This is a genomic window from Streptomyces sp. AM 2-1-1, assembly GCF_029167645.1.
Lineage (GTDB): Bacteria > Actinomycetota > Actinomycetes > Streptomycetales > Streptomycetaceae > Streptomyces.
Genome location: NZ_CP119147.1, coordinates 1,085,183 through 1,099,565, shown reverse-complemented (window position 1 = coordinate 1,099,565; position 14,383 = coordinate 1,085,183). Strand labels below are relative to the sequence as shown.

14 protein-coding genes are annotated in these 14,383 nt (G+C 72.5%); 9 read left to right on the top strand and 5 right to left on the bottom strand.

The annotated features are described in order from the left end of the window. Positions 1-16: 16 nt before the first annotated feature. On the bottom strand, positions 17-643 hold the full coding sequence (locus tag PZB77_RS04675) for a nucleotidyltransferase family protein (protein WP_275491254.1): 627 nt from the start codon (positions 641-643) through the stop codon (positions 17-19). A gap of 199 nt (positions 644-842) precedes the next feature. Between PZB77_RS04675 and PZB77_RS04670 the strand changes: the two genes are divergently transcribed. Then, positions 843-1,157 carry a DUF5955 family protein gene (locus PZB77_RS04670; protein WP_275491253.1) on the top strand — a complete coding sequence of 105 codons (315 nt, stop codon included), beginning with the start codon at positions 843-845 and terminating at the stop codon, positions 1,155-1,157. A 166-nt stretch (positions 1,158-1,323) separates the two neighbouring features. Here the strand turns inward: PZB77_RS04670 and PZB77_RS04665 are convergent, their stop codons facing one another. Beyond that, positions 1,324-2,115 carry an IclR family transcriptional regulator gene (locus tag PZB77_RS04665; RefSeq protein WP_275491252.1) on the bottom strand — a complete coding sequence of 264 codons (792 nt, stop codon included), beginning with the start codon at positions 2,113-2,115 and terminating at the stop codon, positions 1,324-1,326. Positions 2,116-2,530: 415 nt separating this feature from the next. Between PZB77_RS04665 and allB the strand changes: the two genes are divergently transcribed. The 3 genes from allB to PZB77_RS04650 all read left to right on the top strand — a co-directional run bounded on the left by allB (position 2,531) and on the right by PZB77_RS04650 (position 5,542). After that, entirely contained in the window at positions 2,531-3,850 is a 1,320-nt protein-coding gene (gene allB, locus PZB77_RS04660; RefSeq protein ID WP_275495915.1) for an allantoinase AllB, read from the top strand. Positions 3,851-3,852: 2 nt separating this feature from the next. Beyond that, on the top strand, positions 3,853-4,995 hold the full coding sequence (gene alc, locus PZB77_RS04655) for an allantoicase (RefSeq protein WP_275491251.1): 1,143 nt from the start codon (positions 3,853-3,855) through the stop codon (positions 4,993-4,995). 217 nt (positions 4,996-5,212) lie between these two features. Further along, positions 5,213-5,542 (top strand): putative quinol monooxygenase, encoded by a 330-nt coding sequence (locus PZB77_RS04650; RefSeq protein WP_275491250.1) that lies wholly within the window; start codon positions 5,213-5,215, stop codon positions 5,540-5,542. 57 nt (positions 5,543-5,599) lie between these two features. On the opposite strand, the gene PZB77_RS04645 is transcribed toward PZB77_RS04650, so the two are convergent. Continuing rightward, entirely contained in the window at positions 5,600-6,580 is a 981-nt protein-coding gene (locus tag PZB77_RS04645; protein ID WP_275491249.1) for a DUF2804 domain-containing protein, read from the bottom strand. A gap of 94 nt (positions 6,581-6,674) precedes the next feature. Then, entirely contained in the window at positions 6,675-7,511 is an 837-nt protein-coding gene (locus tag PZB77_RS04640) for an aldo/keto reductase (protein WP_275491248.1), read from the bottom strand. Between the two features lie 347 nt (positions 7,512-7,858). On the opposite strand from PZB77_RS04640, the gene PZB77_RS04635 reads away from it, so the two are divergent. Together PZB77_RS04635 and PZB77_RS04630 are read left to right on the top strand one after the other, a co-directional pair. After that, a complete protein-coding gene (locus tag PZB77_RS04635) occupies positions 7,859-8,773 on the top strand; it encodes a DMT family transporter (RefSeq protein WP_275491247.1) in 915 nt (304 codons plus the stop codon). A 180-nt stretch (positions 8,774-8,953) separates the two neighbouring features. Next, on the top strand, positions 8,954-10,150 hold the full coding sequence (locus PZB77_RS04630; RefSeq protein WP_275491246.1) for a cytochrome P450: 1,197 nt from the start codon (positions 8,954-8,956) through the stop codon (positions 10,148-10,150). Between the two features lie 28 nt (positions 10,151-10,178). On the opposite strand, the gene PZB77_RS04625 is transcribed toward PZB77_RS04630, so the two are convergent. Beyond that, entirely contained in the window at positions 10,179-11,180 is a 1,002-nt protein-coding gene (locus PZB77_RS04625) for a Gfo/Idh/MocA family oxidoreductase (RefSeq protein WP_275491245.1), read from the bottom strand. Between the two features lie 241 nt (positions 11,181-11,421). On the opposite strand from PZB77_RS04625, the gene PZB77_RS04620 reads away from it, so the two are divergent. From PZB77_RS04620 to PZB77_RS04610, 3 genes are read left to right on the top strand one after another with little or no spacing between them, the layout of a single operon-like run. Next, positions 11,422-12,441: a sugar ABC transporter substrate-binding protein gene (locus PZB77_RS04620; RefSeq protein ID WP_275491244.1), complete on the top strand. Its 1,020-nt coding sequence runs from the start codon at positions 11,422-11,424 to the stop codon at positions 12,439-12,441. Then, positions 12,438-13,502 (top strand): ABC transporter permease, encoded by a 1,065-nt coding sequence (locus tag PZB77_RS04615; RefSeq protein ID WP_275491243.1) that lies wholly within the window; start codon positions 12,438-12,440, stop codon positions 13,500-13,502. The genes PZB77_RS04620 and PZB77_RS04615 overlap by 4 nt, the downstream gene beginning before the upstream one ends. After that, complete coding sequence (locus tag PZB77_RS04610; protein ID WP_275491242.1) at positions 13,499-14,350, top strand: ATP-binding cassette domain-containing protein; 852 nt, start codon at positions 13,499-13,501, stop codon at positions 14,348-14,350. Before PZB77_RS04615 ends, PZB77_RS04610 begins: the two co-directional genes overlap by 4 nt. Positions 14,351-14,383: the final 33 nt, after the last annotated feature.

The following is a 14,383-nucleotide window of genomic DNA, read 5'->3' as shown; positions in this document are numbered from 1 at the left end:
GGCCCCGCGAGCGCGGTCATCCGCCCTGTGTGCCGGGGTCCGCCAGGTGTCTCAGGTCCTCCGGCGTGTCGATGTCGTACGGGCGGGCCACGTCCCCGCACTCCACGAGTGTGAGCCCCGCGCGGTGCTCCCGGAGGTAGGCGCGGGCTCCCTGGTCCCCGTCGGCGGCCTCGGCCACGCCGGCCCAGTGCTCCGCGCCGAGGAGGACGGGATGCCCGCGCTTCCCGTCGTACGCGGCGGCCACCAGGCTCGCCCGCGAGGTGTGGGCCGTCCGTACCCGGGAGACCGCCTCGGCGCCGATGCCCGGTTGATCCACGAGGAGGACGAGCGCCGCCTGCGCCCCGGTGTCCGTCAGCGCGGCGAGACCCGCACGCAGGGAAGTGCCCATGCCCTGCTCCCACCGCGGATTGACGGTGACCGCGCACCCGGTGAGCACGGACCGGGCCCGCACCTCGTCGGCGGCGGCGCCCAGCACCACCACGATCCGGTCACAGCCGCCGTCGCGCAGGGATCGAACGGCGTGTTCGATGAGCGGGCGCCCCCGGTGGGAGAGGAGCGCCTTGGGGCGTCCGCCGAGTCGGCGGCCGCCTCCGGCGGCGAGCAGCACCCCGGTGACCAGGGAGTTCTTCCGAACAGCAACCATGGCTCCTGCATACCACCGAAAAGGCCGCCGCTCGGCTGGTGCGGGCGAAGTCGGAACCACTCTCAGGGGTAACCCTGATTTCTCGTCACTGAGTGGCGCCGGCCACCTTCGATGGCGTTAACTTGCCTCCACCCCGGCGCACTTGACCACGCTCCGGGACCGAACGCATACAGCAGGACGGCGTGCGAGGGGGAATGCGTTGTTGCGAAGTGTGGAGCAGGAGCGGGTGACCGGGAGCAGCGAGGACCCCAGGGTCGCGGAGTTGCGGACAGTGGTGTCCCGGCTCCGTCGCGAGCTGGCCGGCCACCCCGCGGAGTTCTCCGACCGGGGGATCGCGGAGGAGGAACTCGCCGCGCTGGACGCCATGGCGGCCGGCGGGGTACCGGAGATCCCCCGGCTCCGCCGTTCCCTGCTGCTGATCGCCGGGGCGATCGGCTCCGTGAGCGCCCTGGCGCCCGGACTCCGCGCGGTACGGAACGCGGTCGATCTCTTCGGGGAGCCGCCGCGCGGGTGACGCACCTGCTGCCCCTGGCGGGAGGCCGTACGACGGAGGGCGGCGGGGCCAGGGTGCCCCGCCGCCCTCCGTCGTGGGCAATGGGTTCCGCATGCCGGTGGCCGCCCGGCATGCCCGCCCCACCGCGTTCCGCGCGCCCGGCGCGTGCAGGAAAGGGCGGTGGCCGCTAACCGCTCGCCGTGAGGACCTCGGAGAGTTCCTTCGCCGTCCGCTGGAGGATCGGGACGATCCGTTCCGTCGCCGCCTCGGTCACCCGGCCGGCCGGGCCCGAGATGGAGATCGCGGCGGCGGTGGGGGAGTCGGGTACGGCCACCGCGAGGCAGCGCACCCCGATCTCCTGCTCGTTGTCGTCGACGGCGTACCCGGAGCGGCGGACCTGCTCCAGCGCCTCCAGGAAGGCGTCCGGCGTGGTGATCGTCTTCTCGGTGGCGGCGGGCATCCCGGTGCGCGCCAGCAACGCCCGTACCTCCTCCGGCGAGGTGTGCGCGAGCAGCGCCTTGCCGACGCCGGTGGAGTGCGGCAGCACGCGGCGGCCCACTTCGGTGAACATCCGCATCGAGTGCTTCGAGGGCGCCTGGGCGACGTACACCACCTCGTCGCCGTCGAGCAGCGCCATGTTCGCGGTCTCGCCCGTCTCCTCCACCAGGTGCTGGAGGTGGGGCCGCGCCCAGGTGCCGAGCAGCCGGGACGCCGACTCGCCCAGGCGGATGAGCCGGGGCCCCAGCGCGTAGCGGCGGTTGGCCTGCTGGCGCACGTATCCGCAGACCACCAGGGTGCGCATCAGGCGGTGGATCGTGGGGAGCGGCAGCCCGCTGCTCGTGGCGAGCTCGCTCAGGCCCACCTCGCCCCCGGCGTCCGCCATGCGCTCCAGCAGGTCGAAGGCGCGCTCCAGGGACTGCACCCCGCCGCTGGGACCGGCGGTACGGGAGTCGGGGGAGCTGGCGTCGGACGGCGGCACGTCAACGGTCCTTTCGAAGCGGAGGGCGAGTGGAGCAGCCTACCGGCCCGTTGCCGTTCGCACACCGCCCGCGACCGTGCGTATGTGCCGGTCAGGACGGTCGGTCCCGGTGCCGGCGGGTGCGTCGGGCGACCCGGGGAGGGCGCCGCCGCGCCGTCTCGTCTTTCACCTGACGAGAGGTCGTTTCTGCCCTGCGGAAAGCCGGAGGGCTGTTCGGTGGCCTTCCAGTGGGCTCCCGCGCGGGGTCCTGCCGGGGCGGGAGGGGCTTGACGGAGGAGAATCGCGCATGAAGACTCCTTCAACAGTTCGTTGACATCGCTGAGGCGTTCCGGCGCCGGCGGGGCGAGGAGCACGGGTGCCTGGTGCGGAGTTGCGGAACGAGCACGACGGCGGCGGGAGCCCGGGCGGCGGCCTGATGCTCCGCTCGACGCGGGTCGTCACCCCCGGAGGCACCCGGCCCGCGGTGGTGGCGGTGCTGGCCGGGAGGATCGATGCGGTCCTGCCGCACGACACCGAGGTGCCGGCGGGCGTCCGGCTGGAGGAGCTCGGCGAGAAGGCCCTGCTGCCAGGGCTCGTCGACACCCATGTGCACGTCAACGACCCCGGGCGCACCGCGTGGGAAGGATTCCGCAGCGCGACCCGGGCGGCGGCCGCCGGAGGCATCACGACCCTTCTCGACATGCCGCTCAACTCCCTCCCGCCGACCACCACGGTCGGGCACCTGCGGACCAAGCAGCGGGTGGCGGCTCCCCAGATCCATGTGGACACCGGATTCTGGGGCGGCGCGATCCCGGCGAACGCCAAGGATCTGCGTTCTCTCCACGAGGCCGGCGTCTTCGGCTTCAAATGCTTCCTCTCCCCGTCCGGCGTCGACGAGTTCCCGCACCTGGACCAGGAGCGGCTGGGGCGCTCCCTGGCGGAGATCGCCGACTTCGGCGGGCTGCTCATCGTGCACGCCGAGGACCCGGGTCACCTGGACGCCGCCCCGCACCGCGTCGGCCCCGCGTACGCCGACTTCCTGGCGTCCCGCCCCCGCGCGGCCGAGAACGACGCCATCGCCGGACTGATCGCGCACGCGAAGCGCCTCGACGCCCGCGTGCACGTCCTGCACCTCTCCTCCGGTGACGCGCTGCCGCTCATCGCCGAGGCGCAGCGCGAGGGCGTCCGCATCACGGTCGAGTCCTGCCCGCACTTCCTCACCCTCACCGCCGAGGAAGTACCGGACGGGGCGACCGAGTTCAAGTGCTGTCCGCCCATCCGGGAAGCGGCCAACCAGGACGTGCTCTGGCAAGGGCTCGCCGACGGCGTCATCGAGTGCGTCGTCTCCGACCACTCGCCGTGCACCGCCGATCTGAAGACTCCCGACTTCGCCACCGCCTGGGGCGGCATCTCCTCCCTCCAGTTGGGGCTGCCCGCCCTCTGGACCGAGGCACGCCGCCGCGGCCACACCCTCGACGACGTGGTGCGCTGGATGTCCGCCGGCCCCGCCCGCCTCGCCGGACTGGACCGCAAGGGAGCCATCGAACCCGGTCGGGACGCCGACTTCGCCGTCCTCGACCCCGAAGCGGCCTTCACCGTCGATCCCACTGCCCTCCACCACCGCAACCAGGTCACCGCCTACGCCGGCCGGACCCTGCACGGTGTCGTCACCTCGACCTGGCTGCGGGGCGAACGGATCCTCGGCGACGGCGTGTTCGCGGCCCCCTCCGGCCGTCTGCTCGAAAGGAACCACTGACCATGACGGAGCCCGAGACGCCGCGCTGGACCGGTGACGCCCACCCGTACGCGGGGGGCGATCCGTACGCCGACTACCGCACCCCGGGGCCCGCCGGTTTCCCCTTCAGCCACTTCGTCGACCTCGCGGCCCGGCAGCTCGGCGGCGGGGTGATCGCCGCCAACGACGAGTTCTTCGCCGAACGGGAGAACCTGCTGAAGCCGGGACCCGCGGTCTTCGACCCCGAACGGTTCGGGCACAAGGGCAAGATCATGGACGGCTGGGAGACCCGTCGCCGGCGCGGCGAGAGCGCCGAACGCCCGCACCCAGAGGACGACGACCACGACTGGGCGCTGGTACGGCTCGGCGCCCCCGGCCTCGTGCGGGGACTGGTCGTCGACACCGCCCACTTCCGCGGCAACTACCCGCGGGCCGTCTCGGTGGAGGCGACCGCGCTGCCGGGTGCCCCCTCGCCCGAGGAGCTGCGGGCACCCGACGTGACGTGGACGACGCTGGTGCCCCGCACGCAGATCGCCGGTCACGCCGCCAACGGCTTCACGGTCGATGCCGGAGGGCGCTTCACCCATCTGCGGATCTGCCAGTACCCCGACGGTGGCATCGCCCGGCTACGGGTCCACGGAGAGGTCGCGCCCGACCCCGCCTGGCTCACCGCGCTCGGCACCTTCGACCTGCTGGCCCTGGAGAACGGCGGCCGGGTGGAGGACGCCTCGGACCGCTTCTACTCCCCGGCCACGAACAGCATCCGACCCGGCCGCTCCCAGAAGATGGACGACGGCTGGGAGACCCGCCGCCGCCGGGACAGGGGCAACGACTGGATCCGCTACGCGCTGCCCGCCCAGGCGGAGATCCGGGCGGTCGAGATCGACACCGCCTACCTCAAGGGCAACGCGGCCGGCTGGGCAGCCCTCCGGGTGCGCGACGGGGAGGACGGAGCGGACGGAGAGTGGACCGAACTCCTGCCCCGGACCCGGCTCCAGCCCGACACCGACCACCGCTTCGTCCTGGACACCCCGGTGCGCGGCACCCGGGTGCGCCTCGACATCTATCCGGACGGCGGGATCTCCCGGCTGCGGCTCTTCGGCTCCCTGACCGAGGAGGGGGCGGGGCGGCTGACCGCGCGGTACCGGGAGCTCGGGGGCCGCTGAGCCCTCGGCGGGGCGGCTGCCGACAGGCGTCCGCCGGGGCGCACACCGCGTGGCGCGGACCGCGCGGACCCGCACGCGCCGGCGGCGAGGGCGGTCGGACAGCGGTCCGGTGCGCCCGAAGGGTGCGGTGCGGTGCCGTATGTCACCCTGGTCGCGGTGTCGTCGGGGCCACCGGCGCCCGGCGGCGCGTTCCCGTACGGCCCGACCAGGAGCAGCCATGATCTTCATCGCCGTCAAGTTCACCGTCCTCGTCGCCGAACGCGACAACTGGCTCCCCGCGATGGAGGAGTTCACCCTCGCCACCCGCTCCGAGCCCGGAAACCTGTTCTTCGACTGGTCGTACAGCGTGGAGAACCCCGACCAGTTCGTCCTGCTCGAAGCGTTCGCCTCGGCGGAGGCGGGCGAGGCGCACGTGAAGTCGGCGCACTTCCAGACCGCGATCAAGACGATGTCCTCCCTGGTCGCGGAGGTTCCCGAGATCATCAACGTCGAGATCCCGGGCGACGGCTGGTCGCGGATGACGGAGGTCGCCCCCGTCAACCGATGACGGGCGGGGAGGGGCCGCACGGCACACCAGCACCGTCCCGCCCCTCCGTCCCCGGCCTCACCACCGGTTGCGGGCCTCCTCGGCCCAGCCGACCAGGCCGTCGAGATCCGTCTTCTTCCCCTCGTCGGTCAGAGCCCAGCCACTGAAGGTGCCGAAGCACTGATGGGTCTCGTTCGCGACGACGCCCAGGTTGGTCCGCCCGGCCTTCTCGTGGAACGGACTGAACCGCACGTCCACCCGCTCGCCGCGGATGTGCCACGGGCGCAGCCAGTCGGACCGGTCGTAGCTCCAGCGCAGCTCCTCGCCGATCTTGTGCAGGCGTCCGTCGACGAAGAGGGCGTTCTCGGTGACACCGGTGCCGTCGGTCCACTCGCCACCCAACTGGACCGCACGCCCGGGAGCCGCTCCGGCCGCCCAGTTCCACCGCACCGCGTACGGCCATTTGCCGCGGCCGTGGTCCAGCACGGCGAAGGCCTCGGGGCCGCCCACCTCGTAGGTCCGCCCGTGCACCGCCAGCGTGCCGTGCACCGGTCGGCCGACGTCCTTGACCGTGTACTGGAACCGCTTGTCGCTCCACGGCACGACCACCCCGAGCGCTTCGTGTCCCGGTGGCAACGGCACTTCCACGTCGAGGCGTACGCCCGGAGCGGTCGCCCGGATCGTCGAGCCGTCCGGCCTCTGCCCGATCCTGATCTCCAGCCCGCCCGCCCGCACCGAGACCTCACCCTCGCCGCTGCGCGCGGGCAGCACGGTGCCGCGGGCCAGCGGCTCCACCACGTCCGTGCCGTGTTCGACGCCGGTCGCCCGGTCCAGCACGTAGAGCCCGTGCACACCCGCGTAATCGAGCGACGAGGCGACCAGGCCGACGATGTGCTCCGGCGTGACGATGCCCCAGTACTCCCAGCGCTTCGCCCGGCCCCAGCCGCGCAGGTTGGCGGTGTGCAGGGGGCGCCGGGTCCAGCCGACGGCCGCGGGATTCAACCGCCCGTCGGGGCGGCAGAGTTCGACCGGGGACGTCAGCTCGGGTTCATGCGTCATCCGCGCAGGATAGGGCCACCGGGCGGGCCGTCCGCCGGCCGGTCGGGACCTGTCCCGCGGGCCACCCCGGGCCCGGGGCCCGCACAGGAGTTGCTCAGAACTCCTCGTGGTCGTCCGGGTCGCCGCCGAACCGGTGCGGGCGGCTCGACTCGATCCGGTCCAGCTGGTCCGGTGTCAGCTCGAAGCCGAACAGGTCAAGGTTCTCCCGCTGCCGCTCGGGGTCGGCCGATTTGGGGATCGGGACCACCCCCAGCTGGGTGTGCCACCGCAGCACCACCTGGCCGGGCGTGACGCCGTGCTCCCGGGCGACCGCGACGGTCTCCGGCGACTCCAGCACTTCGCGGCCGCGCGCCAGCGGACTCCAGGCCTGGGTCACGATGCCCTTCGCCTCGTGGTACTCCCGCAACCGGTCCTGCGGGAAGAGCGGGTGCAGCTCGATCTGGTTGACCACCGGCAGCACCCCGGTCTCCCGCTCCAGCCGGTCGATCTGCGCCGCGCTGAAGTTGGAGACGCCGAGGGAGCGGACCAGTCCTTCCTCACGGAGCTTGATCATCGCCCGCCAGGTCTCCACGTACTTGTCCACGCGCGGCAGCGGCCAGTGGATGAGGTAGAGATCGACGTGGTCCAGGCCGAGCGCGGTCCGCGACTCCTCGAAGGAGGCCAGCGTCTCCTCGTAGCCGTGGTGGCGTCCGGGCACCTTCGTGGTGACGGTGATCTCCTCGCGCGGCACCCCGCTGCGGGCGACACCGCGTCCGGTGCCGCGCTCGTTGCCGTAGTTCAGCGCCGTGTCGACGAGCCGGTATCCGAGGCCCAACGCCCCCGCGACGGCCGTCTCCGCCTCGTCGTCGTCCAGGGGATAGGTGCCGAGACCGACCGCCGGGAGGGTGCGGTGGTCCAGGAGGGGGAGGTGCGGGATGTCGCCGGCGCTCATGTTCGTCCTTTCCCGGTCCGGTGCGGTCCCACCCAGCGTAGGACGGCCGACACCGCCGGGCAGATCGCGGGGGGACGGAGCCCGCAGGGGGAGGGGCGCGGGGGAGACGGGTCCGGCGAACGGGTGAACGCGAGTGGGAACGCGGGTTTTATTCCGGGCCGGTGCCCGGATAGCGTGACCCGGGTCCGTGCGCGAGCCGGCGAGGTCTCCACGCCGCATCCGACGCGGAGGCGTCTCCGTCACGGAGAGTCCTCCCTCACGGAGAGCCCTCGTCGTGGAGGCATATCCGCCATGGAAGACCCTCCGTCGCCCGGAGACCCCCGCCGTGGAGAACCCAGGAGTACCAGGTGCCCGCTGTCACCCTGCCCGCCACCGCCCCGTCCCGCTCCGCCTGGACGACCGACCTGCCCGTTCTGGCGGTCGCTGTCGTCTGGGGGGCGAGCTACCTCGCCGCCAAGGGCATCACCACACCGGGGACCGTCATAGCCGTCCTGGTGCTGCGCTTCGCCGTCGTGCTGCCCGTCCTGGTCGTCGTCGGAGCGCGCGGACTGAGATCCCTGACGGCTGCCCAGTGGCGGGGCGCGGGGCTCCTCGGACTGGTCCTCAGCGGCATCTTCCTGCTGGAGACGTACGGACTCGTCCACACCTCGGCCACCAACGCCGGGCTCATCATCAGCCTGACCATGATCTTCACTCCGCTGGCGGAGTCGGCCGTCACCCGCACCCGGCCGACCGGCCGGTTCCTCCTCGCCGCCGGGCTCTCGGTCGCGGGCGTGGTGCTGCTGACCCAGGGCGGGGGGTTCACCACGCCGTCCGGCGGTGACCTGCTGATGCTGCTCGCCGCCCTCGCGCGCACCGTCCACGTCCTCGCGATGGCCCGCATCAAGGCCGTCCGGTCCGCCGACTCGCTCTCCCTGACCACGGTCCAGCTGGGCAGCGCGGTGGCGGTCTTCGCCGTCCTCACCGCGGCGCCCGGTACCGGCTCCGCACCCTGGACGGTGGCGGCCGGGTTCGGCGCCGCCGAGTGGGCCGGGCTGCTGTTCCTCGCCGCCTTCTGCACGCTCTTCGCGTTCTTCGTCCAGATGTGGGCGGTCAGGCGCACCTCGCCCTCCCGGGTCAGTCTGCTGCTCGGTACGGAACCCCTGTGGGCCGCCGCGGTCGGCATCGCGATCGGCGGCGAACGGCTCGGTGTCCTCGGAGCGGTGGGCGCGGTCCTCGTCCTGGCCGGGACGGCCTGGGGGCGGAGCGGCGCACGCGCCTGACGGCCCCGTCCGGACGCCGGGGCGCCCCCGCCGAGCGACCGGCGCACAACAGCGGGCGGTGGCACGAGGGTTGGACCGCCTCCCGCCGAGGTAGGGGTTCACGGGGGGCGGGGCCGCGTACGTGCCGCTCTCCCCGGTCCGCCCCGGCCGGCGCGCACGGACCTCCGGAAAGGAACCGCGGTGACCACCGACGCGATACTCGACCTCGGCGCTCTCGGCGAGGACTTCACCCGGGACCCCTACCCCGTCTACGCCGCACTCCGCGCCCGGGGACCCGTGCACCGGGTGGTCATCCCCGACGGGACCCCCGCCTGGCTGGTGGTCGGGTACGAAGCGGGCCGCGAACTCCTCGCCGACCAGAGGCTCTCCAAGGACTGGGCCAACGCCTCACCCCTCCTCGGTGCCCACCAGGTCTCCGCCGGGAGGACCATGCTCAGCTCCGACGCCCCGGACCACACCCGGCTCCGCACACTGGTGAGCCGTGAGTTCACCCCGCGCCGGATCCAACAGCTCGCCCCGCGCATCCAGCGGATGGCGGACGAGCTGCTCGACGCCATGCTGGCGGAACCGGACCGCCGCACCGATCTCGTCGACGCGCTGTCGTTCCCGCTGCCCATGGCGGTCATCTGCGAACTGCTGGGCGTGCCCACCATGGACCGGCAGAGCTTTCGCGAGTGGTCCAACACCGCGCTCTCCTCCACCGACGCCGAGGAGCGGCGCACCGCCGTCGCCTCGATGAACGCGTACATCGCCGCGCTCCTCGACGACAAGCGCAAGGACCCCGGCACCGATCTGATGAGCGCGCTCATCCACACGGCAGACGAAGAGGGGGACCGGCTCTCCGGAAACGAACTGGCGGGCATGGCCTGGCTGTTGCTCGTCGCCGGTCATGAGACCACGGTCAACCTCATCAGCAACGGGGTGCTCCACCTCCTCACCCACCCCGACCAGTTGGCCGCCCTGCGCGACCGGCCCGGCCTGCTCGGGAACGCGGTGGAGGAGATCCTGCGCTACGACGGCCCCGTCGAGACCCCCACGTACCGCTTCACCACCGCGCCGCTCACCGTCGGCTCCACCGTGATCCCGGGCGGCGGCGAGCTCGTCCTCGTCGCGATGGCGGACGCCAACCGGGATCCCGCCCGCTTCGAGGGCGCCGACCGCTTCGACATCACCCGTGACGCACGCGGCCATGTCGCCTTCGGCCACGGCATCCACTACTGCCTCGGAGCACCGCTCGCCCGCGTCGAGGCGCGGGCCGCGATCGGATCGCTGCTGGCACGCTGCCCCGACCTGCGGCTGGACACCGATCCGGAGCTGCTCACCTGGCGTACCGGCATGCTGATACGGGGGCCCGAGAGACTGCCGGTCGCCTGGTAGGCAGGGCGCGCGACGGCTCGCGCGGGGCTCAGCCGCCCGGGATCCCGGCGAGCGCCACCGGGCGCCGCTCCCGCCGCGACCGCTCGCACGCCTCGGCGATCCGCAGTGCCGCCAGGGCCTCGCGTACGCCGCACGGATTGGCGGCCCGGCCGGCCGCCAGCCGGAGGAAGGCGTCGAGCTCGGCCTCGTACGCGGGGGCGAACCGCTCCAGGAAGCCGGGCCACGCCTTCAGCGGCGCGCCCCCTCCCCCCGGTTCCACCGAGGTGAGCGGGGTGCGGTCGTCGAGACCCACCGCGATCTGGTCCCGCTCGCCCGCGAGCTCCATCCGTACGTCGTACCCGGCGCCGTTGCACCGGGTCGCGGTGGCCGTCACCAGGGTCCCGTCGTCCAGGGTCAGCAGGGCGGCGGCGGTGGACACGTCGCCCGCCTCGCGGAACGCGGCCGGCCCCGCGTCCGACCCGGTGGCGTACACCTCGCGCACCTCGCGGCCGGTCACCCACCGCACCATGTCGAAGTCGTGGACGAGGCAGTCGCGGAACAGCCCGCCGGAGAGCGGGAGGTAGGCGGCGGGGGGCGGTTCGGGATCCGAGGTGACGGCGCGCACCGTGTGGAGCCGGCCGAGCCGCCCCTCGCGGACCGCCTCGCGCGCGGCGCGGTACCCGGCGTCGAAGCGGCGCATGAATCCGAGCTGGAGGACCGACCCCGCCGCCTCCACCTCGGCCAGCGCGGCGAGCGTCCCCGGCAGGTCCACGGCGACCGGCTTCTCGCAGAAGGCGGGCAGCCCCGCCCGTGCCGCACGGGCGATCAGGCCGGCGTGAGCGGCCGTGGCCGACGCGATGACCACCGCGTCCACCCCGCCGGCGAACACCTCGTCCACCGGCACCGCCGTGGCACCCGTACGGGCCGCCGCGGCCGCCGCGTGGGCGGGATCGGCGTCCGCCACCAGGAGGGCGTCCACCGCGGGATGGCGGCTGAGCACCTCCGAGTGGAAGGTGCCGATACGTCCCGTTCCGACCAGTCCGATGCGCATGGCCTCACCGTGGCGTCCGCCCTGTCGCCGTGTCAAGCACGCGCAGTCGCCCCGCCGTGCACCCGCCGCACCCGTGCGACCTGGGAAATCGCCCGTGCGCCAGGGCGCCCCTCCCATCTGCCCGGGCCCTGCCGGGTGCCGCCCGTCGAACCTCGGGGATACTTGGGCAGCCGGGCCGGGACTCCTCATGTCCGCGGCGCACCAGACGGCACAGTGAGCGGCACAAGAAGGGCACGGCTTCGTGGCAAGGGTTCGGACAGGGGTACGCGCGACGGGCGCCGTGCTGGCAGTGGCGCTCGGCGCCTCCCTCGCGGGATGCAGCAGCACCGGCGGCAAGCGGGCGGAGGAACGCGCGGCCGCCTCGCAGGCCGCCTCCGAGGGCCGTTCCGCCGTGAACACGCCCCGCTGGACGTTCGCCATGATCACTCACTCGGGCGATGGCGACACCTTCTGGGACATCGTCCAGAAGGGCGCCGACGAGGCGGCCGGCAAGGACAACATCAACTTCCTGTACTCGCACAACGACGAGGCGCAGCAGCAGGCGCAGCTCGTCCAGACCGCGATCGACAAGAAGGTCGACGGCATCATCGTCTCGCTCGCCAAGCCGGAGGCGATGAAGGACGTCCTCGCCAAGGCCACCAAGGCCGGCATTCCGGTGATCACCGTGAACTCGGGCTCCGCCGAGTCCAAGGCCTACGGCGCGCTCACCCACATCGGCCAGGACGAGTCGATCGCCGGCGAGGCCGTCGGCGACGAGCTGAACACCCGGGGCCGCGAGAACGCCCTCTGCGTCCTGCACGAACAGGGCAACGTCGGCCACGAGCAGCGCTGCGCCGGGGTGAAGAAGAACTTCGACGGCAAGATCACCAACCTCTACGTCGACGGCACCAACATGCCCGACGTCCAGGCCTCCATCGAGGCCAAGCTGCAGACCGACAAGAGCATCGACGCCGTCGTCACCCTCGGAGCCCCCTTCGCCGACGCCGCCGTCCAGGCCAAGAAGTCCGCGGGCAGCGACGCCGAGATCGACACCTTCGACCTGAACGCCAAGGTCGCCGCCGGCCTCAAGGCGAAGACGCTCGGCTTCGCCGTCGACCAGCAGCCGTTCCTCCAGGGCTACGAGGCCGTCGACCTGCTCTGGCTCTACCGCTTCAACCGCAACGTCCTCGGCGGCGGCCAGCCCGTCCTCACCGGCCCGCAGATCATCACGGCCGCCGACGCCGACGCACTCGCCGAATACACCGCCCGGGGTACCCGATGACGGGTACCGGTCAGTCCACGGCCCCCGCGCCGGCTCCCGGCGGCGCCGACGAGCGACTGCTGCGCACCTCACCGCTGCGCCGGCTCCTCGGCCGCCCCGAGCTGGGCTCGATCGTCGGCGCCGTCGCGGTCTTCCTCTTCTTCTCGGTGGTCGCGAGCAGCTTCCTCCAGCTCTCCAGCTTCGGCACGGTGCTCTACGCCGCCTCCACCATCGGGATCATGGCCGCGCCCGTCGCGCTGCTGATGATCGGCGGCGAGTTCGACCTCTCGGCCGGTGTCATGGTGACCAGCTCCGCGCTGGTCTCCTCGATGTTCAGCTACCAGATGACGGCCAACGTCTGGGTCGGGGTGTTCGTCTCGCTGCTGGTCACCCTGGCCTTCGGCGCGTTCAACGGCTTCATGCTGACCCGGACGAAGCTGCCGAGCTTCATCATCACCCTCGGCACCTTCCTCATGCTGACCGGCCTCAACCTCGGTCTCACCAAGCTCATCAGCGGCACGGTGTCGACCAAGGCGATCGGCGACATGTGGGGCTTCGACTCCGCCCACGCGCTCTTCGCCTCGCAGCTCACCCTCGGCGGCGTCGAGCTGAAGGTGACGATCCTGTGGTGGCTGGGCCTGGTCGCCGTCGCCACCTGGATCCTGCTCCGCACCCGCTTCGGCAACTGGATCTTCGCGGTCGGCGGCGACGAGAGCGCGGCCCGCGCGGTCGGCGTCCCGGTGATCCGTACCAAGATCGGGCTCTACCTCGGTGTGGCGTTCGCCGCCTGGGTCTCCGGCCAGCACCTGCTCTTCAGCTTCGACGTCGTCCAGTCCGGCGAGGGCGTCGGCAACGAGCTGACCTACATCATCGCGGCCGTCATCGGCGGCTGCCTGATCACCGGCGGTTACGGCTCCGCGATCGGCTCGGCCGTCGGCGCCGTCATCTTCGGCATGACGAGCAAGGGCATCGTCTACGCGGAGTGGAACCCGGACTGGTTCAAGTTCTTCCTCGGAGCGATGCTGCTCCTGGCCACCCTCCTCAACACATGGGTACGCAAGCGCGCGGAGGCGACGACATGACGGCCCCGGACACCCGGGCGGCTGCCCCCCGGCCGCTGGTCCAGCTCGACCACGTCAGCAAGTTCTACGGCAGCATCAAGGCGCTGACCGACGTCTCGCTGGAGGTCCACGCGGGCGAGATCACCTGCGTGCTCGGCGACAACGGTGCCGGCAAGTCCACCCTCATCAAGATCATCGCCGGTCTGCACCGGCACGACGAGGGCGCCTTCCGGATCGAGGGGGAGGAGACCACGCTCGCCAACCCCCGCGACGCCCTCGACCGGGGCATCGCCACGGTCTACCAGGACCTCGCCGTCGTCCCGCTCATGCCGGTCTGGCGCAACTTCTTCCTCGGTTCGGAGCCGACCACCGGATCCGGCCCGTTCAAGCGCCTGGATGTCAGGCTGATGCGCGAGACGACCCGCGCCGAGCTGCTGCGCATGGGCATCGACCTGCGCGACGTCGACCAGCCGATCGGCACGCTCTCCGGCGGCGAGCGGCAGTGCGTGGCCATCGCGCGGGCCGTCCACTTCGGCGCCAGGGTCCTCGTCCTGGACGAGCCCACCGCCGCCCTCGGCGTCAAGCAGTCGGGAGTCGTACTGAAGTACGTCGCGGCGGCCCGCGACGCCGGACTGGGAGTGGTCCTCATCACCCACAACCCGCACCACGCCTACCTCGTCGGCGACCGGTTCGTCCTCCTCAAGCGCGGCGCGATGGCCGGCAGCCACACCAAGGGCGACGTCACGCTCGACGAGCTCACCCGGCAGATGGCGGGCGGCAGCGAGCTCGACGAACTCAGCCACGAGCTCGAACGCGCCCCCGCGCCGACCTCCATCGGCGGACACCCGGTGGCCGGCGACACCGACTGACGCGAGGCCCGCAGCCGCCGCGACGGACATCGC

What these genes read in the sequence shown, in the direction of transcription:
- PZB77_RS04675 (WP_275491254.1), bottom strand. Translation starts at nt 643, where the DNA reads ATGGTTGCTGTTCGGAAGAACTCCCTGGTCACCGGGGTGCTGCTCGCC.
- allB (WP_275495915.1), top strand. Translation starts at nt 2,531, where the DNA reads ATGCTCCGCTCGACGCGGGTCGTCACCCCCGGAGGCACCCGGCCCGCG.
- alc (WP_275491251.1), top strand. Translation starts at nt 3,853, where the DNA reads ATGACGGAGCCCGAGACGCCGCGCTGGACCGGTGACGCCCACCCGTAC.
- PZB77_RS04650 (WP_275491250.1), top strand. Translation starts at nt 5,213, where the DNA reads ATGATCTTCATCGCCGTCAAGTTCACCGTCCTCGTCGCCGAACGCGAC.
- PZB77_RS04645 (WP_275491249.1), bottom strand. Translation starts at nt 6,580, where the DNA reads ATGACGCATGAACCCGAGCTGACGTCCCCGGTCGAACTCTGCCGCCCC.
- PZB77_RS04640 (WP_275491248.1), bottom strand. Translation starts at nt 7,511, where the DNA reads ATGAGCGCCGGCGACATCCCGCACCTCCCCCTCCTGGACCACCGCACC.
- PZB77_RS04625 (WP_275491245.1), bottom strand. Translation starts at nt 11,180, where the DNA reads ATGCGCATCGGACTGGTCGGAACGGGACGTATCGGCACCTTCCACTCG.
- PZB77_RS04615 (WP_275491243.1), top strand. Translation starts at nt 12,438, where the DNA reads ATGACGGGTACCGGTCAGTCCACGGCCCCCGCGCCGGCTCCCGGCGGC.
- PZB77_RS04610 (WP_275491242.1), top strand. Translation starts at nt 13,499, where the DNA reads ATGACGGCCCCGGACACCCGGGCGGCTGCCCCCCGGCCGCTGGTCCAG.